We start from the raw sequence: 24,392 nt of genomic DNA, 5'->3' as shown, positions 1-24,392 counted from the left end.
AGCCCACGCAGGGCGTCATCCGGGTCAGTCCTGACGGACCATCTCGAGTGCCCGGGCCAGATCGAGAGGCGTCGGGGACGTGAACTCCACCCACTCACCGGAGCCGGGATGCGTGAATCCCAGCCCGGCAGCATGCAGCCATTGCCGTTGGAGCCCCAGCCGGGTCGCGAGCGCCGGATCGCACCCGTAGAGCGGGTCCCCGCAGCACGGGTGGCCTATGGCGGCCATGTGGACACGGATCTGGTGGGTCCGCCCAGTTTCGAGCTTCACTTCCACGAGCGTTGCGGCCCTGTGGGCCTCGAGCGTCTCGTAATGGGTGGTGCTGGCCCGACCACCCTCCACGATGGCCATCTTCCACTGAGCACCCGGATGCCGCGCGATGGGCGCCTCAATGGTGCCGGTGAAGGGATCCGGATGGCCCTGGATGAGCGCCAGGTAGGTCTTGTCCACCGTCTTGTCGCGGAAGGCCTGCTTGAGCACGCTGTAGGCGTTCTCCGACTTGGCCACCACCATCAGTCCACTGGTCCCGACATCGAGCCGCGACACCACACCCTGGCGCTCCGCAGCACCTGACGTGGAGATGCGGATGCCGGCGGCCGCAAGATGCTCCGTCACCGAGGGCCCGTCCCAGCCCAGGCTCGGATGGGCTGCGACACCAGAGGGTTTGTCCACCACGACGAGGTCGTGGTCCTCGTGCACGATGCCCATGCCAGCCGCCTCGCGCGGCCGGACCGTGACGGTGTCGGGGCGGGGCTCGGACACGAGTTCCAGCATCTCGCCCCCCATCACCCGCAGGGACGGCTTTGTGACGGGCACGCCGGCCAGTTCGACGCCCCCAGCCGCGATCAGCGCCTCGATGCGCGAACGGCTGTGCCCTGTGATCCGGGCCGCGACGGCGTCAAGACGCTCGCCCGCGAGGTCCGGGGGCACCAGGAACACACTCATGCGTCCGGGTCCTGCGCGGCCGGCGCGGCCGGCTTGGCGGCCCGGGTGTCGCGGAAGCCCAACCAGATGACGAGGACTGCGGCGCTCGTGATGCAGATGTCGGCCACGTTGAAGATGGCGAAGTACGGCAACTGGAAGAAGTCGATCACGTGTCCCCGGAGCGGGGAGGGTTCACGGGTGAGCCGATCATGCAGGTTGCCGGCGATGCCGGCCGTCAGGAGCCCCAGGGCAAGGCCCTGGGACATCGTCCGAACCCGCGGCATTCCGACCACGAGGCACGCCAGCAGGGCAACAATGGCGAAGATGGACAGCGCCACCGTCGAGTTGCTGCCCATGCTGAAGGCAGCACCGGGGTTGCGGATCAGCGTGAGCCGGAGGACCGGACCGAGGACTTCCACCGGTTGCCGAGGAACGAGGTTCTTGACCGCCAACCACTTGGTGAGCTGGTCCAGCGAATAGCCGAGGACCCCGACGCCGATCGCCAACAGGAGAGCAGGCCGCCACCGTGCAGCGGTCAGCGTCGTTCCTCTCGCTGCTTGCAGGTGACACACAGCGTCGCACGCGGGAACACCTGCAGCCGACCCTTGCCGATGGGGTTGCCGCACACCTCGCACAGACCGTAGTTGCCATCGTCGAAGAGGTGGAGCGCGAGCCGGGCCTGGTCGGCCATCTCGCGGGCGTTCTGGGCCAACGCGACCTCCTGGTCACGCTCGAAGTTGCTGGAGCCAAGGTCGGCCGGGTCCCTGCCGGCACCGTCGGTGCCACCCTTCAGCATGTCGCTCAGCTCTTGCTCGCTGGCTGCGATCTTCTTCTCGAGTCGCTCCAGTTCCTCGGCCAGCGCGGTGCGCTGCTCGACGACCTCCTCAGAGGTCCACGGATCTTCCCCGTCACGGACCGGGAGGTCAACGCTCGGCGCGGTGGGTACTGCTTTCTTCGTGGGCATGATGGGTCTTTCTGGCTCATGAGTGTCCGCAGAGAATACACCCCAGCGGCGGCAAGTCAATTGAAGACGCTGGCCGGCCCCCGGAGGGACCGGCCAGCTTCTGGAAAGGGGTGTTGATCAGGCGTCGTGGCCCTGTGCCAGAGCATCCAGGCGGGGCGTGTCGGACTCGCGACGCTGCGCAAGTTCCGGCGCATCTGCCGGTTCGGGGAGGTCCTCGTCGAGCACGGCGAGGTGCCGGCTGAGGTAGCCCTTGAGGTTGGCGCGGTAGGTACTCTCAAAGCTCCGCAGCGCCCCGACCTTGGTGGTCAGCTCGCTCTGCTCGCGCTCCAGGTCAGAGAACAATTCGGTGCGACGCTGGGTGGCCTCGGCGTCCACGTTGTGGGCGCGCGAGTCGGCCTCCCGGGTCATCTGCTCGGCATTGACACGGGCCTCGGACTCGACGCGCTCCGCCTTGGTGCGGGCATCCGTGGTGATTTCGTAGGACTGCTGCTTGGCGTCCTCGATCTTTCGCTTCGCCTCGGCCTCGGCCTCTTCGACGAGTTGTTCGGCCTGCTCGGTGGCGAGCTGCACGAGGCGGATGACCGCCGGGCTGGCGTCGTCGCGGGTACCGACCTTGATGGTCTGCACCTGTCCGGCGACCTCGCTGATGCGCTGGGTGCGGACCTCGTCGAGCTCAGCACGCACGCGGGCGAGTTCGGCGCGCAGTCCATCATTCTGCGCTTCCAGCTGCTCGTTCTGCGTTGCGAGGCGCTGGGTGCGCTCATCGGCCTGGTCGTCGCCGGACGCGGAAGGTGAGGCAGCCGCCTCACCCTTGACGCGGTCGAGTTCGGCGCGGAGCTCCGCGATCTCGGCCTCCTTGGCCGACAGTGCCTCGACGTCGCCGCCCTGCACGGCGGCATCCCCTGCGTTGCGTGCAGAGTCAGCCTCGCGGCGCAGAAGTTCGCGTTCGTTCTCGAACTGGGAGAAGGACTCCTCCACCTTGTCGATGAACGTGTCGACGTCGCCGACCTCGTACCCGCTGACATTGCGCTTGGCCATGCGGAATCTGACGCGGCGGACCTCTTCGAGGGTAAGGCTCATCTTCTACTCCATTGCTGGGTGGAGGGGCGTGGAGCCCCGGGGGCACACATTCGACATTACTCTAACGCAGTCAGGGCGTGCAGTGATCGCTGAGTCGCTGAGAAACCGGGCGGATCAGACGGGGAGGAGGCGAGCCATGCTGGCTGCCAGTTGCACTCCCAGAAACAGCAGCATGACGCTGAGGTCGAGTGCGACGCCACCAAGGCGGACGGGGCGGAAGACACGTCTCAACCACGTGAGCGGGGGGTCCGTCGCCCAGTAGATGCCTTCCGTGACCACCAGTACAGGTCCCCGCGGCTGCCATCCGGGTGCAAAGGACGGCACCCACGACAGCACGATCCTGCCGAACAGCACCAGGAGGTACAGGCGCAGCAGGAGGAAGAGCAGGAACCCGATCACGCGTCAGCTCTGGTTGAAGAAGCCACCCGTGGCGAGACGTTCCTTGTCCTCGGGGCCCACCACCAGATTCTGCGGGCACAGCAGGAACACCTGGCTGGAGACGCGCTCGATGTTGCCTCGCATGCCGAAGATCAGGCCGGCGGCAAAGTCGACGAGTCGCTTGTCCTCGCCGGACTCCATGTCGGAGAGGTTCATGATGACCGGAATGCCGTCGCGGAAGTTCTCACCGATGGCCCGGGCCTCGTTGTAGGACCGGGGACGCACGCTGACGATGCGGCTGATGTCGGCCACCTCGGGCTCGGTCGTCGCAACGCTGACATGGGGTCGCTGTTGTGGCAACTTCGACACTCGGCTCACCAACTCCTCGGGTTCTTCATCGACGTAGACATCCTCGGTGAGCTCGGCTGAGACTTCCTCGGACGGGTCCGTGTACCGGCTGTCCTCCACCAGGCCCATCCATTCGGCCAGCTTTCGTACGCCCACAGTGATCTCCTCATGTCCGTGCCTACCCGTGGAACCCTATCCTGCCCGATGCCCGCATGCGTTGCAGCCACGGTTGACACGCTCAGAAAAGACAGCGATGCGAGGGCGGTTGCCGCCCTTGCATCGCTTCGTGACCTCTGGTGACCCCGTGGGGATCACTTCATGAAGTCGGGCACATCCAGTTCGTCGTCGTCGGCCGGCCGCGGCGCAGCGGGACGCGGCGCCGTGTTCTGGTACTCGACGCGCTGCGACGGCATCGGGTTGGCGTGGGGCGCCGACGGCGAGTTGCTGCCATACGGGTTCTGCTGGGGCGACGGCCGGTTCTGCGGCGGGCGCGCCGAATCGGGCCGGGTCGTGCGCTTCTGCGGCATTCCGCCGTCAAAACCTGCGGCGATCACCGTGATCCGGACTTCGTCGCCCAGGGAGTCATCGATGATCGTACCGAAGATGATGTTGGCCTCGTCGTGTGCGGCCTCTTCGATGAGCTGAGCAGCAGCCGACACCTCGAAGAGTCCGAGGTCACTGCCACCGGCCACCGACAGCAGGACGCCGTGTGCGCCGTCGATGCTGGCTTCCAGCAACGGGGACGAGATGGCCATCTCGGCTGCGGCACGGGCGCGGTCCTCGCCGCGGGCGGAGCCGATGCCCATGAGCGCGGAGCCGGCCTGGCTCATGATGGACTTCACGTCCGCGAAGTCCAGGTTGATGAGGCCCGGGGTGGTGATCAGGTCCGTGATGCCGGAGACGCCCTGCATCAGCACCTGGTCGGCCTGTTTGAAGGCGTCAAGGATGGCCACCGTGTGGTCAGTCATCTGCAACAGCTTGTCGTTGGGGATGACGATGAGGGTGTCCACCTCCTCGCGCAGCGCATCGATGCCGGCTTCCGCCTGGTTGGAGCGGCGTCGTCCCTCGAAGGAGAACGGACGCGTCACCACGCCGATGGTCAACGCACCGAGGGAGCGGGCGACCTTGGCGACGATGGGTGCAGCACCCGTTCCGGTGCCTCCGCCTTCGCCCGCCGTCACGAAGACCATGTCGGCGCCCTTGAGCGCCTCCTCGATCTCGTCTGCGTGGTCCTCGGCTGCCTGCTGGCCCTTGGCCGGGTCGGCGCCTGCGCCGAGCCCGCGGGTCAGTTCACGCCCGATGTCGAGCTTGACGTCGGCGTCGCTCATGAGCAGCGCCTGCGCATCGGTGTTGATGGCGATGAACTCGACGCCGCGAAGACCGGCCTCGATCATCCTGTTGACGGCATTGACGCCGCCACCACCGACACCGACAACCTTGATCACTGCGAGGTAGTTCTGTGATGCGCTTGCCATGCCTGCCCTACTGTTCTGTCGGATCGCCCAGTCTCTTGCTACTGAAGGCTAGGGGGCCTGATGCGTGCCAGTCCAACGCACACCCCCAACCCCCCGACATCACCTCAAGTGCAACTTCAGGGTTGGCCCGGCCGGGCGCCCCGCTACTTGGTGGTCGGGTAGCTGGGAGCCGACACGTCGTAGAGCGTCGCGTCCTCCACCTGCAACCGGAGCGCCAGCAGGACATCCGCCTTCAACTGCGACTGCTCAGCGCTCCCCCACACCACCAGGTCACCGTCATCGAGCTGGAGGGTGATGCGGTCCACGGCCTGCGCCTGGACCTTTTCGACGTTGGGGAGCAGCGCCAGGGGTATATGGCTGACCACCGTGGCGACATCGCGCAGCAGCCGCGTGTCCTTGCCGGCCGTGACCGCCAGCATCGCACCCTTCGAGCGGCTACTGGAGGTGGCGAACACCACACCGTCGGCATCCACGGACTCGAACGATTCCCCCTCCACCCTCTGGTAGGCCACTGCGCGCTCCACGACGGATATGGCCACGGTCGTGGGGAGGTCGCGCGTCACCTCGACGGAGCGCACGGCGGGGAGTTTCCTGACACGGGCGGCGATGGCACCCGTGTCCAGGGCGAGGATCGGGGTGTCCATTGGCACCACGGCGGCAGCGGTGACGTCGTCGACGCGCAGCAGGGACGTTCCCGACACGGTGACGGAGTGCACCCGGAAGGCGGGTGAGAACCCGAGGAGCCACACGAGGAATGCGGCCAGCAGCAGAGTCCCGGCTCCCACGCCCCACCGGATCAGCTGACGCCGTCGGTCACGCAGCTTCTTCTCCTGCAGGGCCGCTGCGAACTCTCCCGGACTGGTGGTGCTCAAGCGCCTCGGGCCTCCGGCCGCTGCGCCAGGAGAGGAGCCAGCAGGGGCCCGACGATCGTGACGTCCCCGCAGCCCAGCGTGATGATGAGGTCCCCGGGCTTCGCGATGTCGTTCAACGCCTCGGGCAGGTCGTACTTGTCGACCACGTAGACCACGTCCTTGGCGCCGTGCCGCTTGGCGGCATCCACCACCATCTGACCGGTGACACCGGGGATGGGATCCTCCCGCGAACCGCAGATGTCGTTGATCACGGCGATGTCCGCCAGCGTCATGACCTCGCCGAACTCGTCGGAGAAGTCGACGGTGCGGGAGTACAGGTGCGGCTGGAAGCAGGCGATGAGGCGGCCGGGGAGCCCCGTGGCCTCGTTGCCCGCCTCGGTGGCGCGGCGGGCCGCCGTCAGGGCGGCCCGGATCTCCGTGGGGTGGTGGGCGTAGTCGTCGAAAACGCGGATCCCGGCGGTGTCGGTGATGAGTTGGAACCTTCGCAGCGTGCCCTCGTAGCGCGAGAGGCCCATGATGCAGGTGTCGTGGCTGTAGCCGAGCAGACGTCCCACGGCGTAGGCGGCGGAGGCGTTGGCAAGGTTGTGGTTGCCGGGCACCTGCAGCGTGATGGGGCCGTGATCGTCCCCGTACGTGAGCGTGGCCGTGACCCCATTGCCCGCGGCCCGTACATCCGTGATGCGCACGTCCGCGTCGGCTGATTCGCCGTAGGTGATGAGGTGTGGCACGTCGTCGGCAATCTGGCCGGCGATCACGCGGGCACCCGGATCGTCGATGTTGATCACGACGTGACGGACATGGGGCCGGGTGGCGAACGCACGGAACCCGTCGGCGTAGGCCTCGGGTGTGCCCCAGTTCACGAGGTGGTCGGCGCCGACGTTGGTGATGACGGCGATCTCGGTGGGGTACTGGAGGAAGGAGCCGTCGGACTCGTCCGCCTCCACCACGAACGCGTCGCCGTCGCCGATGGCGGAGCTGACCCCTGTCGTGGACAGTGGTCCCCCGATGACATAGCTGGGATCGGCGCCCACCTCAGCCAGCATCACCGAGGTCATGGCCGTGGTGGTGGTCTTGCCGTGGGTGCCGGCGATGGAGACGGCTCGCTTGCCGCTCATCAGCGCGGCCAGCGCGGCCGACCGGTGCCAGATCCGGAGACCACGCCTGCGCGCTTCGACGAGTTCGACGTTGGTGGTGCGGATGGCGGAGGAAATGACGACTGTGGCGGCGTTCCCGAGGTTGGCCGGGTCGTGACCCACGTGCGTCGTCACGCCGACGCGGGTGAGTGACTGCAGGGCCGTGGAATCGCTCTGGTCCGAGCCCGAGGTCTCGATGCCGAGTTCGGCGTACAGGCGGGCGATGCCGCTCATGCCGGAGCCGCCGGCAGCGATGAAGTGCACGGGGCCGACGGTGCGCGCAGGCAGAACGTCGATGGGGTTCAGGAGAGTCAAGTCAGGAGTCCTTCGCTTCGATCACGGTGACGGTCGCGCGGGCGAGGGCTTCAGCCGCATCGCGCGGGTACTGCGTGCGTGCCTTCTGAGACATTCCCCGCAGCACCGACGGATCGGAGATCCGTGGCAACACCACCGAGCACAGTGTACGACCATCCAAGGCGTCGTCCTGCAGCAGCAGGCCCGCACCGGCGGCGACGAGGTCGGCTGCATTCTTCTCCTGCTCGCCGTTGCCCCACGGCAGGGGGACGAACACCACCGGGAGACCACTCACGGCGGTCTCCATCACCGTTGCCGCACCCCCGCGGGCCACCATCATGTCCGCGGCAATGTAGGCGTCGGCCATCTGCTCGACGAACGCCACCGGCTCGTAACGGCCGCCGCTGGGATGGCTGCGGGCGACGTCGTCGTGCGTGAAATTCTTGGGTCCAAGGACGTGGAGCACCTGGATGCCGGCGGCCATGAGGTCGTCAGCGGCGGCGCGGGTGGCCTCGTTGATGCTCCGGGCGCCCTGTGAGCCACCGCTCACGAGCAGCACGGGTGCGTCGGCGTCGAGGCCGAACCGTGCGCGCGCCTCGGCCCTGCCCAGGGTGGGGCGGGTGATGGCGTCGGACATGGGCATGCCGAGCAGGTGGGAGTTCGGCAATTCGGTCTCGGCGAAGGTGGTGGCCACGAACGCGGCGAACCGTGCACCGATCCGGTTGGCAATGCCCGGCAGTTTGTTCGCCTCGTGGATCACCACCGGCACCCCGAGGGTGCGGGCCGCCAGATAGGCGGGGATCGAGACGTATCCCCCGAACCCGATGAGTGCATCCGCGCCTGCGCTGCGCAGGATCCGGCGGGACTCCCCCACCGCCTTTGCCAGCCGCCACGGCAGCTTCACAAGGTCCAGATTGGGTCGGCGCGGCATCGGCACCGGGGTGATGAGCTCCAACCGGAGCCCGGCTGCCGGGATGACACGGGTCTCCAAACCTCGGGACGTGCCGACGCACACCAGGTCGATGCCGGGCCGCAGCGACTGCAGCGCCTGGGCCGTGGCGATGAGGGGCGACGTGTGACCGGCTGTTCCGCCACCGGCCAGCACCACGCTGGTCATCGGGCCCGGCCGGCCGCGAGAATGCTTGTCATGCGGGGGCGGGCGACGCGTTTCCTCGACGCCAGGTGGCGTCGGGCATCGGGGGTGTCGCGGGCACAGGCGAGCAGCACACCCACGGCCAGAAGGTTCGCCAGGAGCGCCGAGCCGCCCGAGGAGACGAACGGCAGCGGAATTCCCAGCACCGGCAGCAGGTGCATGACCACCATGATGTTGATGAGGCCCTGCACCAGCAGCCAGGCAGTGATGCCCGAGGCGACGATGCGGTTGAAGATCTTGTCGGAGCGCAGGGCAATGGAGAACCCGGCCCGTGCCAGGAGGGCGAACATGGCGATGACCACCAGGACGCCGAAGAGCCCCAACTCCTCCCCGATGACGGCGAAGATGAAGTCGGTGTGGGCGGCGTCCTTCAGCCCTCCCCACTTCTGCTTGCTGGCGCCGAGCCCGAGACCCCACCAGCCACCGGAGGCCAGCGCGTAGACGGCGGCCATGGGCTGCGACGAGAGGTCGGTGTTGGACTGCGGATCCAGGAAGACGTTGACCCGGGCCATCCGGTTGCCGGAGCCGATCACGAGCAGCAACATGGCCGTGACGCCCAGGATCATGGAGGGCACGAGCACCCTGAGCGAGGTGCCGATGAAGAACAGCAGGGCGATGATCACGATGCCGACGACGATGCCCGTGCCGAGGTCCTTGCCTGCCAGGATCAGCGCCAGCAGGATCCCTGCGCCGGGCACGAAGGGGATGAGCAACTGGGGCACCTCGTGCAGTCGTCCGCGCTTCGTGTGCCAGATGGCAGCCGCCCAGATGATGAGGCCCAGTTTCGCGAACTCCGAGGGCTGGAAGGTGAAGCCACCGATGTTGATCCAGTTCTGGTTGCCATTCACGCTGTGGCCGAGCGGGCTCAGGACGAGCAGCAAACCGCCCATGGCGATACCCCAGCCCGCCCATCCCAGCCGCTGCAGCACGCGGGGGTTGATTCGGCTGATGGCGACTGCGGCGACGACCCCGACGACCATGAAGATCATCTGGCGGGTGGCGTAGTAGTAGGGCGAGCGACCGTCGGCCTGGGCCAGCACCGAGGAGGCTGAGAGCACCATCATCCCGCCGATGGCGCACAGGATGGTGACGGCGAACGTCACCAGGTAGAAGTCAGCCATGGGCGAGGCGGCCAGGGCACGGATCCCCGTGGGAGCCTCCGTGGGCCGCGGTGGGGCGGCGGTGTCGGTCGCGATGGCCATGATGTTCCCGTCGCTCTCAGTGGTCGGTGTCGGTCGTGGCGAGGTGGCGGCGCACGGCGTCGGCGAACTGGTCGCCGCGGTCGTCGTAGCCCGTGAACATGTCCAGGCTGGCGCAGCCCGGGGACAGGAGCACCACGTCGCCGTCCCGTGCGAGTTGCGCGCACAGCGTCACCACCTGATCCATGACACCACTGTCGGTGTTCTCGAGCACGTGGACGGGGACCTCGGGCGCGTGTCGTGCAAGTGCGTCGGCCACCAGGGCGCGGTCGACGCCGATGACGACGGCCCCGCGCATCTGCGCAGCGTGCTCGGACACGAGGTCGTCGAAGGTGGTGCCCTTCGCCTGGCCGCCAGCGATCCACACGAAGGATGGGAAGGCGCACATGGCGGAGTTCGCGGCGTGCGGGTTGGTGGCCTTGGAGTCGTCGACCCAGGTGACACCGTCTCCTGTGGCGACGCTCTGGATCCGGTGACCAGCGAGTTCGAGGTCCCGCAGCCCCTGCGCGATCGCCGCGGCCGGGACGCCGAAGCTGCGGGCCAGTGCCGCGGCAGCCAGTGCGTTCTCCACATTGTGCGGTGCATACGGGGTGACGTCGGAGAGTTTCGCCAACTCCAGTGCGGAGTCCCGGCGCTGTGTGACGAAGGCGCGGTCGACGAGGAGGTCGTCGACGACGCCGAGCATGCTGACGCTGGGGATGCCCGTGGTGAATCCGATGGCGCGTGCGCCCTCGGTGACCTCGGCCTCCTCCACAAGTTTCTCGGTGGCGGGCTCGGCCACGTTGTACACAGCCGCGTGGCGAACCCCTGTGAAGATCTTGGCCTTGTCGGCGACGTAGCGCTCGTACCCGTCGTCGCCGTCGTACCACTCGAGGTGGTCGGCGTGCAGGTTCAACACCGCGGCGGAGTGCATCTCCACGGTGTGCATCCAGTGCAGCTGGAAGCTCGACAACTCCACGGCCAGCACGTCGTAATCCGTGTCGTCCAGGATGGCCTCGACGATGGGCCGTCCGATGTTGCCGACGGCGGCCGTTTTCAGCCCGGCGGCCCGCAGCATGGACTCGAGCATCTGTGTGGTGGTGGTCTTGCCGTTGGTGCCGGTGACGGCCAGCCAGGGGACGACGCGATCGGGGTGCATCATTCGCCACGCGAGTTCGGTCTCTCCCCAGATGGGGACGCCCCGCTCCGCGGCCTGCTGCAGGAGCGGCGCGGTGGGCCGCCACCCGGGTGAGGTGACCACCAGGTCCACATCGTCAGGAAGCGTGGCGGTGGCCCCGGCACCGAGCCGCACCGTGACATCCAGCATCTCCAGCAGCCCGGCCTTCTCGGCGTGCGCCTCGGACTCGTCGAGCACCGTGATCCTGGCGCCCAGGGACATGAGACCGTCCGCGGCCGCGAAGCCCGAAACCCCCAGGCCTGCCACCACGACGTGCGCCGAGCGCCAGTCGCTCAGCCGGTCCGCCGTCGCCATCCAGTCCTTCGTCACTGTCCCACCACCCATTCCGCGTAGAAGATCCCGAGGCCCAGAGCCACGCAGATGCCGCCGATGATCCAGAACCGGATGGTGACGGTGACCTCCTGCCACCCCAACAACTCGAAGTGGTGGTGGATGGGCGACATCTTGAAGATGCGCTTGCCGCGCGTGGCCTTGAAGTACGCCACCTGGAGGGTGACCGAGCCGGCCTCCATGACGAAGAGGAAGCCCATGATCACGAGCAGCAGTTCGGTGCGGGTCAGCACCGACAGGCCGGCGAGGGCGCCACCGAGCGCCATGGATCCTGTGTCGCCCATGAAGATCTTCGCGGGCTTGGCATTCCACCACAGGAATCCGAAGCATGCCCCGGCCAGTGCCAGTGCCACCACGGCGACGTCGTGCGGGTCACGCACCTCGTAGCAGCGGGGGCCGGCTGTCGACGTGCGTGCACACCACTGGTTGAACTGCCAGATGTTGACGATGGCGAAGGCTGCGAACACCAGCGTGGCGCTGCCCGCCGCCAGACCGTCGAGGCCGTCGGTGAGGTTGACGGCGTTGGACCATGCCATCACGAGGAACAGGATCCAGAGGACGGCCACGATGAACGGCAGGTACAGCCAGGGAACATCCCGCAGGAATGAGACGAACTGGGAGGCGGGACGCAGGCCCCGTTCGTCGGGGAAGTTGAGGGCGATCACAGCAAAGACGGCACCGATGGAGAACTGGCCGATCAGTTTCCCGCGGGCCGTCAGACCGAGGGAGCGTTCCTGGGAGATCTTGGCCCAGTCGTCGAGGAACCCGAGAAACCCGAGCGAGGCTGTCAACGCCAGCAACAGCACACCGGACAGGGTGGGCTCCGTCCACCGGACCAGGTGCGCCACGAAATAGGCGAGCACCGTGGCGGCGACGATGACGATGCCTCCCATGGTGGGGGTCCCGCGCTTGACGAGGTGCTCCTTGGGCCCGTCCTCCCGGATGAACTGGCCGTACTGTCTGGCCGTCAGGAACTTGATGAGGCGGGGTGTGCCGATGAGCGTGAAGATCAGCGACAACCCTCCCGCCAGGACGATGGTGATCATGCGTTGTCCTCCATGAGAGCGTTCGCGACCGCTTCCAGTCCCACGCCGCGGGAGCCCTTGATGAGCACCACGTCCCCGGCGTGCAAATCCATGTTGTCGATGACGTCGTCGCGGTGTGCGACGCGGGCCTCAAGGCCTTCGCGCCGGGCACCCTCGCAGATCTGGTCGGCGAAACCACCGACCGCCACCACCTGTGCAACCCCCAGGTCTTTGGCCAGCCGACCGAGCGCGGCATGCGCATCGTCGGCCAACGGGCCGAGTTCCAGCATGTCCCCCAGGACCGCGACGACGCGGGCGTCGGGGTGCTCGGCGCGCTGGAACTGCACGAGTTCGGTGGCGGTGCGCAGGGCGGCCTCCATCGAGTCGGGATTGGCGTTGTAGGAGTCGTTGAGTACCAGCACGCCGTCGTGGCGGGTGTGGAGTTCCATGCGCCAACTCGAACGCACCTGCGCATCCGAGAGGGCGGCGGCCACAGCATCCACGGGGACACCGACGGCGACGGCGGCGGCGGCTGCGGCCAGCGCGTTGGCCACCTGGTGGCGGCCCACCACCTGTAGTTGCACGGTGGCGTTCTCCTCGCGCCCGTCGCGGCTGACGACAAGATCGAAACGCGCCTGGCTGAAAGCACCCATCGTGACGTTGCGTGCCCTGACATGCATGTCGCCGGCGGGCAGTTCACCCTCGCCGAAGAATGCGAGGTGGCCGCCGGTGCGGCTGCGCATGCCGACGACGGCGTCGTCGTTGCCGTTGAGGACCGCCCAGCCGTTCGGGCCGACGGACTCCACGAGTTCGCCCTTGGCCTGAGCGGTCTGGGCGAGTCCACCGAACTCCCCCACGTGGGCGTGACCGACGTTGAGGACGACGGCCACGTCGAGGGGGACCAGGGAGGTCAGCCAGGAGATGTGGCCCAGCCCCCGGGCCCCCATCTCGCTGATGAGGTGGGCGGTGTCGTCGTCGATGCGGCAGGCCGTCAGTGGCACGCCGATCTCGTTGTTCTGGCTGCCGACGGGGGCAACGGTGGGGCCGTGGCCCTCCAGGATCTGCGCGAGGAGGTCCTTGGTGCTGGTCTTCCCGGAGGAGCCGGTGATACCCAGGCTCAGCATCCCGCGGCTGCGGGCCTCCCGCACGAGGCCACGCGCCAGCGCGGACAGCCCCACCACGGTGTCCTGCACCAGGAGGTGCGCGGCATCGGCGTCGGTGGTGTGGGACGCGAGGACGGCGGTGGCGCCACCCGCCACGGCCTGCGGGGCGAAGTCGTGGCCGTCGACCCGTTCGCCGGGAATGGCAACGAAAACGGATCCGGGTGTGGCGGATCTGTTGTCAAGGATGATGTCGGGGCCCACGAGGACATCGTCACCGAAGACCTCCGCGGGTGAAGGGTGCATGAGCCCGACGAGCTCAGAGAGCATGCGCTGCCTCATCAAGGGTGTCCTTCCAGGTTCCTGCCCCAGGCACGGCGCGCCTCCACGGCATCGTCGAATTCCAGGACTTCATGTCCGATTTGCTGGCCGCGTTCGTGTCCCTTCCCGAGGATCGCCACCACACTACCGGCGGAGGCTGCCGCGAGCGCATGCTCGATGGCGAACTTTCGGCCCGGCACCTCCACCACGTCCGCACGCGCGTCGCAGGCACCCTCGAGCATGGCGCGACGGATGCTGGCGGCATCCTCGGTGCGGGGGTTGTCGTCGGTCACCACGAGCAGGTCGGAGCGCTCGGCGGCTGCGCGGCCCATGAGGGGCCGCTTCTCCCGGTCACGGTCACCGCCGCACCCCAACACCGTGATCACATTGGAGAAGGACGACGCCAGTGCGTCCAGTGAGGCGGCAACAGCCTGGGGGGTGTGCGCGAAGTCGACGACCACGGTGGGCGCACCGTGGGGCAGGTCCAGCAGTTGCATGCGCCCGGGTACCTGGGCGAAGCGCAAGCCCTCCACCGCCACTTCCGGGGGAACCCCGACGGTGTGGGCCATGGCCAGGGCCATCAGCGCATCCACCATGTTGTGCAGGCCCGGCATGGAGATGGTGATCCCCAGATCCCGGCCGTCGTGGCTGATCACGGCGCGCCCCCCGAGGGGGTCCACGGGTTCCCACCCCGACAGGCGGAAGTCCACGTCGTCACCGGTACCGACGGTTGTCACCGGCAGCCCGGACAGGCGTGCCCTCTCCGCGATGCGGGAGCCGTGGGGGTCGTCGACCCAGCACACGGCAGCCCTGGTGTGTGCGGCAGTGAAAAGACGGGCCTTGGCCTCGAAGTAGCTGTCCATGTCGCCATGGAAGTCCAGGTGGTCCCGTCCGAGGTTGAGGAAACCTGCGACGTCCATCACCATCCCGGTGGCGCGTTCCAGCACCATGGCATGGCTGGAGACCTCGAGTGCGACGGCGTCGGCGCCCCGTTCCCCCATCACGGCCAGGAGCGCCTGCAGGTCCGGCGACTCGGGGGTGGTCACCGTGCCGCGCGCCGACGGCAGCTCCTGTCCCGCGAGGCGGAATCCGATGGTGCCGATGGTGCCCACCGTGTGGCCGGCTCCCGCCAGTGCAGCCTCGAGCAGTGCCACCGTCGTGGTTTTGCCGTTGGTACCGGTGACGCCCAGTGTCATCATGCGGTCGGCGGGGTGCCCGAACACGCGCGACGCCACCACACCCATGTCGCGCCTCAGAGCGCCGGAGACGAGAACCGGGACGTCAACGCCCGCCAGCAGGGCGGCCCCGGCCTCATCCGTGAGGATCGCCGTCACGTCCGCCGCCACCGCGGACGCGGCATGGGAGGCCCCGTGCCCGCGGCTGCCCGGTAGCGCCACCCACAGCGTTCCCGGCGCGGCGTCGCGCGAGTCGAGTGTGATGTCCCGAATCAGCGCCGTGGAGTCGATGGGGCCGGACAGGCCAAGCCCCGCGACCATTTCGGTCAGCGGGGCAGGGTGGGACCGGGCGGGTCGGATCGCTGTCATCTCAGAAGGTCATGTCAATCGAAGGTGAGCGGACGCTCGGGCGCCGGCGTGGTGGAGGGCAGCACGTTGTAGCGCGGCAGGGCGGCCTGCAGGATGTTGTTGACGACGGGCAGCGCGAGCTGGCTGCCGAGGTTGCCGTTCTTCGGCTGGTCCAGCACCACGTACACCAGCAGTTGGGGATCTTCGGCGGGTGCCACACCCACGAAGGATGCCGTGTAGCCGTTGTAACACTTGCATTTCGGGTCGAACCGCTGCGAGGTCCCCGACTTCCCGGCTGTGCGGTAGCCGGGAATGGTCCGCTTGCCGTTGCCCATCTGTGCAATGACCGCCTCCATGACGTCGAGGGTGACCGCTGAGGCCTTCTCCGAGACGACGCGGCGCTCCACCGGCTGCGGGAGCTCGACGGGGGTGCCGTCGGCGCGGGTGGCGGACTTGAGGATGGTGGGCTGGTGGTAGACGCCGCCGTTGACGACGCTCGCCACGGCCGCAGACATCTGGACGGCCGACACGGACAGGCCCTGCCCGAACGAGATCTGGTCCCGCGTGTAGTCGGCCATGTCGCCGCCGGGCACGGAGCCTGACGTCTCCCCCGGCAGGCCCGAATTGGGCTTGCTCCCCAGACCGAAGTCCTTCAGGTACTGGCTGAGCTTGTCCTTGGGCATGCGGCGCGCCAGGTCAATGGTGCCGATGTTGGACGACTGGGCGATGATGCCCCGGGTCGTCAGATTGATGGTGCCGTGGCTGAACGCATCGCGCACGAAGCCGCCACCGGAGGCGATCTGGGGTGGCACCACCACTTCAGTGTCACCGGTCACGAGTCCCGCATCCGCGAGGGCTGCGATGGTCAGCACCTTCTGCACGGAGCCGGGCTCGTACGCGTCGGTGACGGCGCGGTTGCCGAGGTCGCCCGCGTCGACGCCGGCCAGCTCGCTGGGATCGAAGGAGGGGCCGTTCGCGAGGGCGAGGATCTGCCCGTTCTTGACGTTCAGGACGATGGCGATACCGGTCTTGGCACCGGACGTGGCCATGCCGTCGGCCAGTGCCTGCTCCGAGAGCCACTGGAGGTCACTGTCGAGCGTGGTCTCGTAGCTGACACCGTCGATCGGCGGGGTGAGCACGTTCGTCCCCAGCGGGATGCGCCCGTACCGGGAGGAGTCGTAGATGCTCTGTCCGGGCTCGCCGTCGAGGTCGTCCTCGAGGACGCCCTCCAAACCGGCGACGCCCTTGCCCTCGGCGTTCACGAAACCCAGCACGTTGCTGGCGAGGCGGCCGTTGGGGTAGGTGCGCATGGGGTCGGACGCGGCGAAGAGCCCGTACAGGGGACGTTTTCCGTCGGCGTCGATGCCCTTGCGCATGTCAGCCTGGATCTCGCTCCAGACCGAGGCCGGCACCTGCTTGGCGACGATCTCGTAGCGGGAGTACTCCTTGGAGTCCTTTTTCTTCTTCTGCAGGACCTTGAGGTAGTCCGTGGGCTGGCCGCCGAGGTGCTTTGCCAGAATCCGGGCGACGGCGCCGGGGGCCGCCTTGGCGTCCAGTTGCTTCTTGTCATTCATGGGATACCGCTTGTCGGCGCCATTGCTGGCCACCATGTCCGGATCCACCGTGATCCGCATGGCCGGTTCAGTGGCGGCCAGGACCACGCCGTTGCGGTCCGTGATGGTGCCACGGGTGGCAGGGAGTTCACGAGTGGACTGCATCTTGCTGGAGGCCTCGGCGGCGAAGGCCTGCGCATCAATGGCCTGCAACTGGAAGGCACGCCCCACGCAGACGGCCACGAGCAGCGCCATCACCACCATGAAGGCCCGGATCCGCAGGGAGGACCGACCAACAGGCAGCTGCCAACTCCTGCGGTAGCGCCGCGCATGCGGAGGGGTCGTCGGCGCCGTGGATGAACCCTTGGCACCACGGGGCTTCACCGCGGTGGGCTTCTGGTGGGCGGCCGGGCGCGGCCGACCGCTGCTGCCTGCGGGGCGCCGGCTGCCCGTCATTGATCGACCCCGGGTGCCATCGGGAGCGTCGGAGTGGGCGCGGCTGCGTCATCCTGTCCGGCCAACACGCGTATCCGGGGCGCCGTGGGAGGTGTCAGTTCGTGTTGCCGCAGGTAGGGCACCTCGTTGCCGCGCACGGGTGTGGGCTCGCCCAGAATCTTCCCGTCCGAGAGCCGGATGAAGGCGGGGTACGGGTTGGGCACCATGCCGAGATCGGCTGCGCGCGTGGCCAGGCGTCCCGTGGCAGAGGTGGTCTGCAGTTCCGTGGTGAGCGAGGCGGTCCGGTACTCCAGCAGTGTCGCCTCAGTACGCAGACCCGAGAGTTCCTTGGACTGGGCGGCCACGGAGGTGGTCACCACCATCACCAACCCCATGCCCACCGCCACCAGGGCCATGATGATGAGGGCGAACCCGACGGTGGAGACGGTGGAGCGCAACGGCGGGACCAACGTCAGCCTGGGTCCCTGCTCCTGGCGCTCCTCCGTCGAGAACGCTGCCTGTGCACTCATGATGATTCCCTCGTTCGTTCTGCCACTCGGAGCCTGGCGGATGCGGCTCGCGGATTGGTTGCGACTTCGTCGTCGCCGGGTTTCTCGGCGCCCTTGGTGATCAGGCGCAGTTCAGCGGTGAGGTGGTGGGGCACCACGGGCATGCCACGCGGCGCGCGGTCGGTGGCCAGGGCCGCGAACGCCTTCTTCACGAGCCGGTCCTCCAGCGAGTGGTACGACAACACCGCCAGTCGTCCACCGACGGCGAGTGCGTCGATGGCGGCCGGCACGGCGCCCGCGAGTGCCTCGAGTTCCCGGTTGACCTCGATGCGCAGGGCCTGGAAGGTGCGCTTGGCGGGGTGACTGCCGTTGTAGCGCACCGCGGCGGGCAAGGCGTTGCTGATGACCTCAACGAGGCGGCCGGAGCGCGTGAAGGGCTCCTTGGCGCGTTCATCCACGACGGCGCGCACAATCCTGTCCGCGAAGCGTTCCTCACCGAAGCGGCGAAGGATCCGCAGGAGGTCGCCGGGCGCGTAGGTGTTGAGGACGTCGGCGGCCGTGGGCCCGTCCACAGCATCCATGCGCATGTCCAGTGGTGCGTCGACGCTGTAGGCGAAGCCGCGCTCGGTGCGGTCGATCTGGAGGGAGGACAGGCCGAGGTCAAGGAGCATGGCGTCGACGTGGTCGATACCGAGGTCCTCCAGAATCTCGGGCAGTTCGTCGTAGACGGCGTGCACCAGGGTGGCACGATCCGCGAGCGGGCCGAGCCGTTGCAGGGCCACCTCGTGCGCGTCGAGGTCGCGGTCGATACCGATGAGTCGGGCTTCGGGACAGGCCTCCAGGATGGCGCGGGCATGGCCGGCCAGTCCCAGGGTGCCGTCCACGTACACGGCGCCGGGGCGGGTCAGTGCAGGGCGCAACAGATCAACGATCCGGTCACGCATGACCGGATCGTGCACGTCCGCGAACTGCTGCATCTCGACCCTTCGTTGCTTTCTGTGCCCCTGGGGGGTGGTTCCCTTCCGGCCTGCGGACCTGACATCGGGGAAGGGAAGTCAGGGCCGCATTCCGGCCGGGAACCACCGACCAGGCGCGTTGCTCACCCCGGCGGGCGCAGCAATTCCTCATCCATCTCCGAGAAGCCGGCCTCGGCCTGCTCGGAATACCTCGCCCACTGGGTGGCGTCCCAGACCTCGGCGTGGCCGAACGCACCGATGACCACAACGTCACGGTCCAGTCCCGCGTACGTGCGCAGCATGGGCGGGATGGTGATCCGGCCCTGCTTGTCGGGGACCTCGAAGCTGGCACCGGCGGCCATCATGCGCTGATAGTCGCGGACCTGCTTGAGGGTGTTGGGGGCTGAACTGACCGGGGTCATCAACTCCTCGAAGGCCTCGGCCGTGTAAATGGCCAGGGCCCGCTCCTGCGTTCGGGCCACCACCAGGCCGCCCTCGAAGACATCGCGGAACTTGGCGGGCAGGATCAGGCGGCCCTTGTCATCGAGCTTGGGTGTGTATGTCCCCATCAGCACGCGCGGCCACCCCCCTTCTTCGCCATCGGTTCTCCACGATCCTCCACTTGCCTCCACATTACCCCACATCCCTCCACTTGGAATGCGAAAGCGGCGTGTCATGGGGGTCGCAGCCACCCCACGGGGTCGTCGTGGTTGCGGGATACCAACTACGCTGCTGTGGTGTGCGCTGCTGCGCCCACGACGCAAACCTGTGAGGAGCCAAGCGTGGACAACGCTGCGACCCCGTCCCTGGCCGAGGTGGCCAACGTCGCCACCTCTGTGGGCCAGTCGATCGCCCGTGTCCTGGAGGGCAAACCCCGTCAGATCCACACGGCCGTCGTCGTGCTGTTTGCCGAGGGCCACCTCCTGATCGAAGACGTCCCGGGGGTGGGCAAGACTGCGCTGGCGAAGGCGCTGGCCCGCTCCATCGACGGCGAGGCCAAGCGGATCCAGTTCACACCCGACCTGCTCCCGAGCGATGTGACGGGCGTGTCGGTGTTCAACCAGACCACCCGCGAGTTCGAGTTCAAGCCCGGCGGGATCTTCGCCAATATCGTGGTGGGCGACGAGATCAACCGTGCGTCCCCCAAGACGCAGTCCGCTCTGCTGGAGGCAATGGCCGAGGACCAGGTCTCGGTGGACGGCCACACCTACCCACTGCCCCAGCCGTTCATGGTCATCGCCACGCAGAACCCCATCGAGATGGAGGGCACCTACCCCCTCCCGGAGGCCCAGCGCGACCGCTTCATGGCACGCATCCAGATGGGGTACCCGGCCCGATCCTCGGAGGTGGCCATGCTGACCTCGCAGGCCGCCGGGGACCAGATGGCCAGCATCTCCCCCGTCACCGACGTCGACTTCATCGCCCGCGCCGTCACGACGGTGCGGCAGGTGTACGTGGCACCCATCATCAACGACTACATCGTCACGCTGGTGGAAGCCACCCGCAACTCCCCGGACCTGCGTCTCGGCGCCAGCCCCCGCGCCTCGCTCCACCTGATGCGGGCGGCGCGCGTGGAGGCCGCCCTGGCCGGGCGCGACTACGTGATCCCCGAGGACGTGGCCCAGCTCGCCACCACAGTGTTGTCCCACCGAGTCCTTCTCACGGTGGACGCGCAGGTGGCGCGCAGGACCAGCGAACAGGTGGTGGCTGCGGTCGTCACCCAGGTTCCCCGACCGAACAGGGGCTGACCCCTTGGCCGGGCAGACCCTGCGCCTCACCGGCCGGGGCCTGGCGCTGCTGATCGTCGGCGTCATCATCATCGTTGCCGCCGCATGGGTGGGGGAACCCGACCTCGTGTGGCTGGGTTTCCTCCTGCTGGGGCTGCCCCTGGTGGGTCTGCTGCTGACATTCCTGCTCCGCCCCCAGTTGCGGGTGACACGCGAGATCACCCCGCCTCAGGTACCCATCGGCGAACGCCCCCGCACGGAGCTCTCCATCGAGAACTCGCGATTCCTGTCCTTCTCCTCGCTGGAGTTCCGGGACACGTGCCCCGGCGCCCTCGGTGCTGCCGCCCGGTTCGCGCTGGCGTACGGCGTCGGCCGCTGGCACCAGTCGGTGGGCTACGAGGTGCGGGCGGAGCACCGCGGACACTTCGAGCTCGGCCCTCTCGACGTGACACACCACGACCCGTTCGGCCTCGCCCGCTGCACCTGGGAGGTGCCGGGAAACGCCTCCAGCCTGCGGGTCACCCCCCGCGTCTGGAACCTGACCTTGCCGCGCCGCCTCATCGGGTCCGGCTCCTCCGGGGACAGCACCCCACAGCGCATCGGCCACTTCGGCCAGGACGACGTGCTGGTGCGTGAGCACCGTCACGGCGACGACCTGCGCCGCGTCCACTGGCGGATGACCGCCAAACAGGGCGAGCTGATGGTCCGCCTGGAAGAGCACCCCTGGGACCCGTCCGTCACCCTCGTCGTCGACAACCGCAGCGCGGCGCACGCCGGGTCCGGCCCGGACGGTGGATTCGAGTGGTCGATCTCCGCGGTGACCTCCATCGCCATCACCCTGCTGGCCTCACGCTGCCGCATCACCGTCGTCTCGGCGGAGACCGAGATCTACACCACCCTGCACACGGACGCACTGGCCGCCCGGGAAACCATGATGGGTGCCATGGTGGACCTGACCGGCTCCGACCGTCCTTCCCTCAGCAGCGGCTTGTCGAACTCCGACTCCATGGGAACTTCGCAGTCCATCATGGCCGCCCTCGGCTTCCTTCAGGCCGCCGACGCGGCTGCACTCACGGCTGTGGGGTCCAGAATGCAGCAGGCGTCCGCACTCGTGCCCGACCCCGTGACCTGGGGTGTCACACCAGCCATCGCCGACGCACACCGCGCCGCGTGCCGGCTCCTCACCTCGTCGGGGTGGACACTGCACCACTACGGCCCGGACGAACGGGTCGTGGACGCATGGGACCGGCTCATGGCGCGGGTGGAGGCAGCATGAGGTTCCAGCCGAGCGCCCTGAGTTCCGTCGCGATCGCCCTGGCAGTGTGGTTGGCCGCGTGGACACTGCGCCCCATGTTCATCGACACCGCCTTCCTCACCTGGGTTCCGGCCCTGGTGGGTGCGGCCGCCGTGGTGGGGGCTCTCGGCGTCCTGCTGCGGTTCCCCCGGGCCGTCACGCTGGGGGCGCAGGCCGTGGTCATGGCCTCCCTGCTCCTGTGGCTGGGGTTCCGGGACGCTCCGCGCAGTGATGACCCGGACGCATCCTGGTACGAGCCGCTCGTGATGCTGGGGGCGTTGGGCACCAAGGCCGTGCGGGAGAGCAGCACTCCACTGCCGACCGAACCCGGGCTGGTCTGGCTGTTGTTGTGCATCCTTGCCCTCGTGGTCCTGGCCATGGAGACGCTCGTCAACGTGCTGGAGCAGCCGGCCTGGGCCCTGGCCCCGTTGGGCGTGATCTACGGGGTGGGGGCGCTGACCCTTGCCAACGAGATGGAGTGGACCTCGTTCGCGGCCGTGGCCGTGGGCTACGCCCTCGTCCTGGCGACAAGCACCCACCTGTCCGGCGCCAGCCCCGGGCGGACCAGCCACCAGGCCACTCGAGCCGCCGTGATCCTGGTGACGCTCGTCGTGGCATCGGTGCTGGCACCCGCTCTGACGAACTTCGTTCCATTGGGCGACAAGCAGCCGTGGCTCCAGGCGGGCCGGAACAAGCCCATCACACTGTCCGACCCCACGGTGGCCCTCAACGAGAACCTGCGGCGGCCCGCCGACGAAGTGGTGCTGCGTTACAGCACCGACTCGGAGACACCCGTCTACCTGCGCACCGTGGCGCTGACCCGGCTGACCACCGACGGTGCGGCACTCACGGGAATGCGCCTGTCCACCACGGGCCTCAGTGGCGCCTACACGGCACCCGGGGAGAGCGTCAAGACCCGGGTTCGCATGCTCCTGGCATCGGAGTACCTGCCCGTGCCGTTCGCGGTGGACCGGTTCTCCGCGGCCGGCGCTTGGGCGCACGACCGCGACACCATGAGCATCGTCGCCACCGGCGGCGCACGCACCGAACAGACGGAGGGCCTTGAGTACGAGGTGTCCTCCACAGTTCCGAGACCTGATCGCTCGGAACTGGAGGCTGCGGCGGCGGGCACTGATCCCGCCGGCGACGACACTCTCAGCGTTCCGGGGGGCCTCGACCCCGGTGTGGCGACACTCACCGCCTCCGTCACGGCGCAGGCCAGGACGGCTGGCGAGAAAGCCCTGGCCATCCAGAGCTTCCTGCGCTCCGACGAGTTCAGCTACAGCCTGAACGCCCCGGAGGAGGCCGACACCGACGCCATCAGCAGCTTCCTCCTGACCGACCACGCCGGCTACTGCATCCACTTCGCCGCCGGCATGATCACCATGGCCCGCATCGAGGGGATCCCGGCCCGCATGGCCATCGGGTTCACCCCCGGCAAGAGGGATGGCGACGAATGGGTCGTCACCACCCACAACATGCACTCCTGGCCGGAGCTGTACTTCGAGGGGCTGGGCTGGGTCCCCTTCGAGCCCACCAAGTCCGTGGCGTCGCCGCCCGAGTACACCGACCCTGACGTGGCGCCCAACGCGTCGCCCTCCCCAACGCCCAGCCCGAGCGCGACGGGGGCGCCCAGTGCATCCCCCAGCATTCCCGTGGAGCCACCGGAGCCCACCGTGGCCCCAACACCCCCGGGGGGGTCCGACTCCTCCAATCCGGGTGGATGGTTCCTGCTGCTGGGTGTGCTGGTGCTCCTCGCCGCACCCATGGCCGCACGCAGCGGCGTGCGAGTGTGGCGGTTGCGGGCCGGGCAGGAACCCGCTGCCGCAGCCGACGCGGCCTGGCGGGAGGTGGGTGCGTTGTTCACCGACACCGGACTGGAGTTCAGCGACGCCTCGCCCGTGCTGGCGGCCAAAGAACTGGGCAAGCACCTGGATCCCTCGGCCGCGTCCGAGCTGGGCGCGGTGGCGGGCATCGTGCAGCGGGCGCGCTACGCCCGGGACGGCGCCGACACCTCCGATCTGGGGGTCCATGTGCGGCAATTCCGACGCGCCCTGTTACGGACCCAACCGGGTAACCGACAGACACGGGCACTACTCTTGCCCCTGTCGTTGGCACCGATGAACATACGAAGAGGCTAAAGCTTTCGTGGGGCGTCGAGCGGACATACAATCGAGGACATCAGCCGAATCGAGGCGAGGGAGATCGGTATGGCTCTATCAGAGCAGGAGCGCAAGCTGTTGGAACAGCTTGAGGCGTCCCTTATGGCCGAAGACCCCAAATTCGCCCAGACGCTGAGCGGGGCCGGCAGCATCCGCGTCCACCGTCGACGCGCCACGTTGGCGGGTGTGGGATTCGTCCTTGGACTTCTCTTGCTGATCGGCGGAGTGCAGATCCACCCGGCCGTCAGCATCGTGGGGTTCGTGGTCATGTTGGCCTCCGCCATCATCGGCGTGAACGCGTGGCAACGGGTCAGTGGTGAGGGGCAGCCGTCCGAGCGCCCATCCGACTCGCCTCCTCCGCCGAAGCCCACGAGCCAGGACTTCATGGAAAAGCTCGAGGAGCGTTGGCGCAAGCGTCAGGAGGGCGGCGACCTCTGAGGGCGCCCCCCACCCCCGAGGC

General features: G+C 68.2%; 23 protein-coding genes. 4 read left to right on the top strand and 19 right to left on the bottom strand.

From position 1 onward, the window contains the following. Positions 1-24 precede the first annotated feature (24 nt). From EAX62_RS08040 to mraZ, 19 genes are all read right to left on the bottom strand, one after another. Complete coding sequence (locus EAX62_RS08040; RefSeq protein ID WP_121901181.1) at positions 25-945, bottom strand: RluA family pseudouridine synthase; 921 nt, start codon at positions 943-945, stop codon at positions 25-27. Further along, positions 942-1,487 carry a signal peptidase II gene (gene lspA, locus EAX62_RS08035; protein ID WP_121901748.1) on the bottom strand — a complete coding sequence of 182 codons (546 nt, stop codon included), beginning with the start codon at positions 1,485-1,487 and terminating at the stop codon, positions 942-944. The genes EAX62_RS08040 and lspA overlap by 4 nt, the downstream gene beginning before the upstream one ends. Continuing rightward, positions 1,460-1,888 (bottom strand): TraR/DksA family transcriptional regulator, encoded by a 429-nt coding sequence (locus EAX62_RS08030; protein WP_121901180.1) that lies wholly within the window; start codon positions 1,886-1,888, stop codon positions 1,460-1,462. Before EAX62_RS08030 ends, lspA begins: the two co-directional genes overlap by 28 nt. A 117-nt stretch (positions 1,889-2,005) precedes the next feature. Beyond that, positions 2,006-2,968 carry a DivIVA domain-containing protein gene (locus tag EAX62_RS08025; protein WP_121901179.1) on the bottom strand — a complete coding sequence of 321 codons (963 nt, stop codon included), beginning with the start codon at positions 2,966-2,968 and terminating at the stop codon, positions 2,006-2,008. A 114-nt stretch (positions 2,969-3,082) separates the two neighbouring features. Continuing rightward, entirely contained in the window at positions 3,083-3,367 is a 285-nt protein-coding gene (locus tag EAX62_RS08020) for a YggT family protein (protein WP_121901178.1), read from the bottom strand. 3 nt (positions 3,368-3,370) lie between these two features. Continuing rightward, a complete protein-coding gene (locus EAX62_RS08015) occupies positions 3,371-3,823 on the bottom strand; it encodes a cell division protein SepF (RefSeq protein WP_121901747.1) in 453 nt (150 codons plus the stop codon). Between the two features lie 182 nt (positions 3,824-4,005). Then, positions 4,006-5,169, bottom strand: coding sequence for a cell division protein FtsZ (gene ftsZ, locus EAX62_RS08010; protein WP_121901177.1), 1,164 nt, complete (start codon positions 5,167-5,169; stop codon positions 4,006-4,008). A gap of 143 nt (positions 5,170-5,312) precedes the next feature. Then, on the bottom strand, positions 5,313-6,041 hold the full coding sequence (locus EAX62_RS08005) for a cell division protein FtsQ/DivIB (protein ID WP_121901176.1): 729 nt from the start codon (positions 6,039-6,041) through the stop codon (positions 5,313-5,315). Continuing rightward, positions 6,038-7,489 carry a UDP-N-acetylmuramate--L-alanine ligase gene (murC, locus tag EAX62_RS08000; RefSeq protein ID WP_121901175.1) on the bottom strand — a complete coding sequence of 484 codons (1,452 nt, stop codon included), beginning with the start codon at positions 7,487-7,489 and terminating at the stop codon, positions 6,038-6,040. Before murC ends, EAX62_RS08005 begins: the two co-directional genes overlap by 4 nt. A gap of 1 nt (position 7,490) precedes the next feature. Continuing rightward, complete coding sequence (gene murG, locus EAX62_RS07995; protein WP_121901174.1) at positions 7,491-8,585, bottom strand: undecaprenyldiphospho-muramoylpentapeptide beta-N-acetylglucosaminyltransferase; 1,095 nt, start codon at positions 8,583-8,585, stop codon at positions 7,491-7,493. Further along, positions 8,582-9,823, bottom strand: coding sequence for a putative lipid II flippase FtsW (ftsW, locus tag EAX62_RS07990; protein ID WP_121901173.1), 1,242 nt, complete (start codon positions 9,821-9,823; stop codon positions 8,582-8,584). The genes murG and ftsW overlap by 4 nt, the downstream gene beginning before the upstream one ends. Before the next feature lie 16 nt (positions 9,824-9,839). Next, on the bottom strand, positions 9,840-11,321 hold the full coding sequence (gene murD, locus EAX62_RS07985; protein WP_121901172.1) for a UDP-N-acetylmuramoyl-L-alanine--D-glutamate ligase: 1,482 nt from the start codon (positions 11,319-11,321) through the stop codon (positions 9,840-9,842). Next, the gene (mraY, locus tag EAX62_RS07980; RefSeq protein ID WP_121901171.1) at positions 11,303-12,373 is read right to left on the bottom strand and encodes a phospho-N-acetylmuramoyl-pentapeptide-transferase; all 1,071 of its coding nucleotides are present in this window, start codon (positions 12,371-12,373) and stop codon (positions 11,303-11,305) included. The genes murD and mraY overlap by 19 nt, the downstream gene beginning before the upstream one ends. Further along, positions 12,370-13,782, bottom strand: coding sequence for a UDP-N-acetylmuramoyl-tripeptide--D-alanyl-D-alanine ligase (locus EAX62_RS07975; RefSeq protein WP_407703322.1), 1,413 nt, complete (start codon positions 13,780-13,782; stop codon positions 12,370-12,372). The genes mraY and EAX62_RS07975 overlap by 4 nt, the downstream gene beginning before the upstream one ends. A gap of 11 nt (positions 13,783-13,793) precedes the next feature. Next, positions 13,794-15,317, bottom strand: coding sequence for a UDP-N-acetylmuramoyl-L-alanyl-D-glutamate--2,6-diaminopimelate ligase (locus EAX62_RS07970; RefSeq protein ID WP_121901169.1), 1,524 nt, complete (start codon positions 15,315-15,317; stop codon positions 13,794-13,796). A gap of 14 nt (positions 15,318-15,331) precedes the next feature. Next, entirely contained in the window at positions 15,332-17,305 is a 1,974-nt protein-coding gene (locus EAX62_RS07965) for a peptidoglycan D,D-transpeptidase FtsI family protein (RefSeq protein WP_121901168.1), read from the bottom strand. Continuing rightward, the gene (locus tag EAX62_RS07960) at positions 17,302-17,814 is read right to left on the bottom strand and encodes a hypothetical protein (protein WP_121901167.1); all 513 of its coding nucleotides are present in this window, start codon (positions 17,812-17,814) and stop codon (positions 17,302-17,304) included. Before EAX62_RS07960 ends, EAX62_RS07965 begins: the two co-directional genes overlap by 4 nt. Next, positions 17,811-18,770, bottom strand: a complete 960-nt coding sequence (rsmH, locus tag EAX62_RS07955) for a 16S rRNA (cytosine(1402)-N(4))-methyltransferase RsmH (RefSeq protein WP_121901166.1) — start codon at positions 18,768-18,770, stop codon at positions 17,811-17,813. Before rsmH ends, EAX62_RS07960 begins: the two co-directional genes overlap by 4 nt. Before the next feature lie 122 nt (positions 18,771-18,892). Then, positions 18,893-19,324 carry a division/cell wall cluster transcriptional repressor MraZ gene (gene mraZ, locus EAX62_RS07950; protein WP_121901165.1) on the bottom strand — a complete coding sequence of 144 codons (432 nt, stop codon included), beginning with the start codon at positions 19,322-19,324 and terminating at the stop codon, positions 18,893-18,895. Positions 19,325-19,531: 207 nt separating this feature from the next. Here mraZ and EAX62_RS07945 point away from each other — a divergent pair, with 207 nt between their 5' ends. From EAX62_RS07945 to EAX62_RS07930, 4 genes are all read left to right on the top strand, one after another. Continuing rightward, positions 19,532-20,497, top strand: a complete 966-nt coding sequence (locus tag EAX62_RS07945) for an AAA family ATPase (protein WP_121901164.1) — start codon at positions 19,532-19,534, stop codon at positions 20,495-20,497. Between the two features lie 4 nt (positions 20,498-20,501). Further along, complete coding sequence (locus EAX62_RS07940) at positions 20,502-21,752, top strand: DUF58 domain-containing protein (protein ID WP_158600590.1); 1,251 nt, start codon at positions 20,502-20,504, stop codon at positions 21,750-21,752. Continuing rightward, the gene (locus EAX62_RS07935) at positions 21,749-23,911 is read left to right on the top strand and encodes a transglutaminase family protein (RefSeq protein ID WP_158600589.1); all 2,163 of its coding nucleotides are present in this window, start codon (positions 21,749-21,751) and stop codon (positions 23,909-23,911) included. The genes EAX62_RS07940 and EAX62_RS07935 overlap by 4 nt, the downstream gene beginning before the upstream one ends. A 69-nt stretch (positions 23,912-23,980) precedes the next feature. Then, on the top strand, positions 23,981-24,370 hold the full coding sequence (locus EAX62_RS07930) for a DUF3040 domain-containing protein (protein ID WP_121901161.1): 390 nt from the start codon (positions 23,981-23,983) through the stop codon (positions 24,368-24,370). Positions 24,371-24,392: the final 22 nt, after the last annotated feature.

The sequence above is a fragment of the Tessaracoccus antarcticus genome (assembly GCF_003688855.1).
Classification (GTDB): domain Bacteria; phylum Actinomycetota; class Actinomycetes; order Propionibacteriales; family Propionibacteriaceae; genus Arachnia; species Arachnia antarctica.
Note: the sequence above shows the minus strand (reverse complement) of the source record. Positions and strands in the feature narration are given on the sequence as shown.

What these genes read in the sequence shown, in the direction of transcription:
- murG (WP_121901174.1), bottom strand. Translation starts at nt 8,585, where the DNA reads ATGACCAGCGTGGTGCTGGCCGGTGGCGGAACAGCCGGTCACACGTCG.
- EAX62_RS07935 (WP_158600589.1), top strand. Translation starts at nt 21,749, where the DNA reads ATGAGGTTCCAGCCGAGCGCCCTGAGTTCCGTCGCGATCGCCCTGGCA.
- ftsW (WP_121901173.1), bottom strand. Translation starts at nt 9,823, where the DNA reads ATGGCCATCGCGACCGACACCGCCGCCCCACCGCGGCCCACGGAGGCT.
- rsmH (WP_121901166.1), bottom strand. Translation starts at nt 18,770, where the DNA reads ATGCAGCAGTTCGCGGACGTGCACGATCCGGTCATGCGTGACCGGATC.
- murD (WP_121901172.1), bottom strand. Translation starts at nt 11,321, where the DNA reads ATGGGTGGTGGGACAGTGACGAAGGACTGGATGGCGACGGCGGACCGG.
- EAX62_RS08015 (WP_121901747.1), bottom strand. Translation starts at nt 3,823, where the DNA reads ATGGGCCTGGTGGAGGACAGCCGGTACACGGACCCGTCCGAGGAAGTC.
- EAX62_RS07970 (WP_121901169.1), bottom strand. Translation starts at nt 15,317, where the DNA reads ATGACAGCGATCCGACCCGCCCGGTCCCACCCTGCCCCGCTGACCGAA.
- EAX62_RS08030 (WP_121901180.1), bottom strand. Translation starts at nt 1,888, where the DNA reads ATGCCCACGAAGAAAGCAGTACCCACCGCGCCGAGCGTTGACCTCCCG.
- EAX62_RS07960 (WP_121901167.1), bottom strand. Translation starts at nt 17,814, where the DNA reads ATGAGTGCACAGGCAGCGTTCTCGACGGAGGAGCGCCAGGAGCAGGGA.
- EAX62_RS08025 (WP_121901179.1), bottom strand. Translation starts at nt 2,968, where the DNA reads ATGAGCCTTACCCTCGAAGAGGTCCGCCGCGTCAGATTCCGCATGGCC.
- mraY (WP_121901171.1), bottom strand. Translation starts at nt 12,373, where the DNA reads ATGATCACCATCGTCCTGGCGGGAGGGTTGTCGCTGATCTTCACGCTC.
- EAX62_RS07975 (WP_407703322.1), bottom strand. Translation starts at nt 13,782, where the DNA reads ATGCTCTCTGAGCTCGTCGGGCTCATGCACCCTTCACCCGCGGAGGTC.
- EAX62_RS07930 (WP_121901161.1), top strand. Translation starts at nt 23,981, where the DNA reads ATGGCTCTATCAGAGCAGGAGCGCAAGCTGTTGGAACAGCTTGAGGCG.
- EAX62_RS08040 (WP_121901181.1), bottom strand. Translation starts at nt 945, where the DNA reads ATGAGTGTGTTCCTGGTGCCCCCGGACCTCGCGGGCGAGCGTCTTGAC.
- ftsZ (WP_121901177.1), bottom strand. Translation starts at nt 5,169, where the DNA reads ATGGCAAGCGCATCACAGAACTACCTCGCAGTGATCAAGGTTGTCGGT.
- EAX62_RS07965 (WP_121901168.1), bottom strand. Translation starts at nt 17,305, where the DNA reads ATGACGGGCAGCCGGCGCCCCGCAGGCAGCAGCGGTCGGCCGCGCCCG.